The sequence below is a fragment of the Aeromonas sp. HMWF015 genome (genome assembly GCF_963878965.1).
Lineage (GTDB): Bacteria > Pseudomonadota > Gammaproteobacteria > Enterobacterales > Aeromonadaceae > Aeromonas > Aeromonas veronii.
The window spans coordinates 1-2172 of sequence record NZ_CAWNZT010000046.1 but is presented as its reverse complement, the minus strand read 5'-3'; the positions used below and the strand labels follow the sequence as shown (position 1 = coordinate 2172).

The 2172-nt window shown below is 64.9% G+C and carries 2 protein-coding genes; one reads left to right on the top strand and one right to left on the bottom strand.

The genetic code is table 11. The features are described from left to right. Nucleotides 1–498 (top strand): methyl-accepting chemotaxis protein (locus AACS18_RS23010; protein ID WP_258228826.1); only part of this gene is annotated, 498 nt, incomplete at its 5' end. A 74-nt stretch (nucleotides 499–572) separates the two neighbouring features. Here the strand turns inward: AACS18_RS23010 and AACS18_RS02350 are convergent. Then, nucleotides 573–2172 (bottom strand): formate--tetrahydrofolate ligase (locus AACS18_RS02350; RefSeq protein WP_108613622.1); only part of this gene is annotated, 1600 nt, incomplete at its 5' end.

The window sequence follows — 2172 nt, the reverse complement described above, 5'->3', positions numbered from 1 at the left end:
GTGATCCGCGATATCGCCGGTCAGACCAACCTGCTGGCCCTTAACGCCGCCATCGAGGCGGCCCGTGCCGGTGAGCAGGGCCGTGGTTTTGCGGTCGTCGCCGATGAAGTTCGCTCCTTGGCCCAGCGTACCCAGGACTCCACCGCCGAGATCAGCAAGATGATCGAGCTGTTGCAGAGCCGCGCCGCCGAGGCGGGCAACGCCATGCAGCTGAGTCGTCACCAGATGCAGGAGAGTGTCGGTCTGGCACGGGATGCCGGTACCAGTATCGAGACCATCAACGGTGCCGTGGTGCGCATCACCGACATGAACACCCTGATCGCCACCGCCACCGAAGAGCAGAACGCGGTGACCGAAGAGCTCAACCGCAGCATCGTCAACATTCACAATGCCGCTGATGAGAATGCCCAGGGCGCTCATCAGATCGCCCAGGCTTGCGTCGAGCTGAGCAAGCTGGCCAACACCCTGCACCATATGACCCAGCGCTTCACCCTCTAAGGGTTGATGCATGGATAACAGAAGGCCCCGCAATTGGCGGGGCCTTGTTGTTTCTGGCGTTGTGGAAGGGGGGCTCAGCTCAGGCCGACTATCTCGCCGTTCTCATCGATATCGATATGGCGATAGGCAGGCAAACTGCCCAGCCCCGGCATGGTCATGATGGGGCCCGCCAGCGCATAGACGAAGCCGGCACCGGCGCAGAGCTTCACCTCGTCGATGGGCACCTCGAAATCGGTCGGCACGCCCTTGAGGGCGGGGTCATGGCTGATGGAGAGCGGCGTCTTGGCCACGCAGATGGGCAAGTGATCCCACCCTTCGGCGGAGAGCTGTGCCAGCTGCTGGCGCGCTCTGTCGGAAAGCTGCACCCCGCGACCGCCGTAGCCGCACTCCACCAAGGTCGCCAGTTTGGCGTCGAGGCTCATCTGATTGGGGTAGAGCAGTTTCACCTTGCCGGGTTGCTCGCAGGCGGCGACCACGGCGCGGGCCAGCTCGCTGGCACCGGCACCACCCTGGGTGAAGGCGTTGGAGATGGCCGCGCCACAGGCACCGGCTTGCTGCGCTTCATGGGCCAGCAGCGCCAGTTCGGCCTCGCTGTCGGTGGGGAAGCGGTTGATGGCGACCACCACCGGCACCCCGTAGCGGTGGGCGTTCCGGATATGCCAGGCGAGGTTGGCGCAGCCCTGCTTGAGGGTCGGCAGATCTTCCCCTTGCAGGCTGGCTGGCAGCGGCTGGCCCGGGCGGATATCCAGCAGACCGCTGTTGGCCTTGAGACCGCGCACCGTGGCCACCAGCACCACGCAGGCGGGGGTAATGCCGGATTGGCGGCTCTTGATGTTGAAGAACTTCTCCAGCCCCATGTCGGAGCCAAAACCCGCCTCGGTCACCACATAGTCGGTCAGGCCAAGGGCGATGCGATCGGCGATCACCGAGGAGTTGCCGTGGGCGATGTTGGCAAATGGGCCGGCGTGCACCAGCACCGGTGTCTGCTCGGTGGTCTGCATCAGGGTCGGTTGCAGCGCATCTTTCAGCAGCACCGTCATGGCGCCCGCTACTTCCAACTGTTCGGCGGTAATGGGCTTGCCGTGAATATCGCGGGCCAGCTGGATGCGGCCGATGCGCTGGCGCAGGTCTTTCAGATCGCTCGCCAGCGCCAGAATGGCCATCAGCTCGGAGGCGGCGGTGATGACAAAGCGCTCCTGCCGCTCGACGCCATCGGCAGCGCCCCCCTGTCCAATCGTGAGGTGGCGCAGTGCGCGGTCATTCATGTCGAGGGTGCGCGGCCAGAGGATGTTATCGGCATCGATATCGAGCCGCGGCAGGCCGGTTTTGGCACTGAACTGATCGCCCAGTTTCTGCTCATGGAACAGACGGGCATCGAGGGCCGCCGCTGCCAGATTGTGGGCCGCCGTCAGGGCGTGAAAATCGCCGGTGAGGTGGAGGTTCATCTCCTCCATCGGCACTACCTGAGCGTGGCCGCCACCAGCGGCCCCCCCCTTGACCCCGAATACCGGCCCGAGGCTCGGTTGGCGGATGGTGGCGATGCTGGGCTGGCCGATATGGTTGAGCCCCATGGAGAGGCCAAGGGTGGTCACCGTCTTCCCTTCACCGAGCGGGGTGGGGGTGATGGCGCTCACCAGTACCAGCTTGCCGCGCTGTTCGGGCTGAGACTTGAGC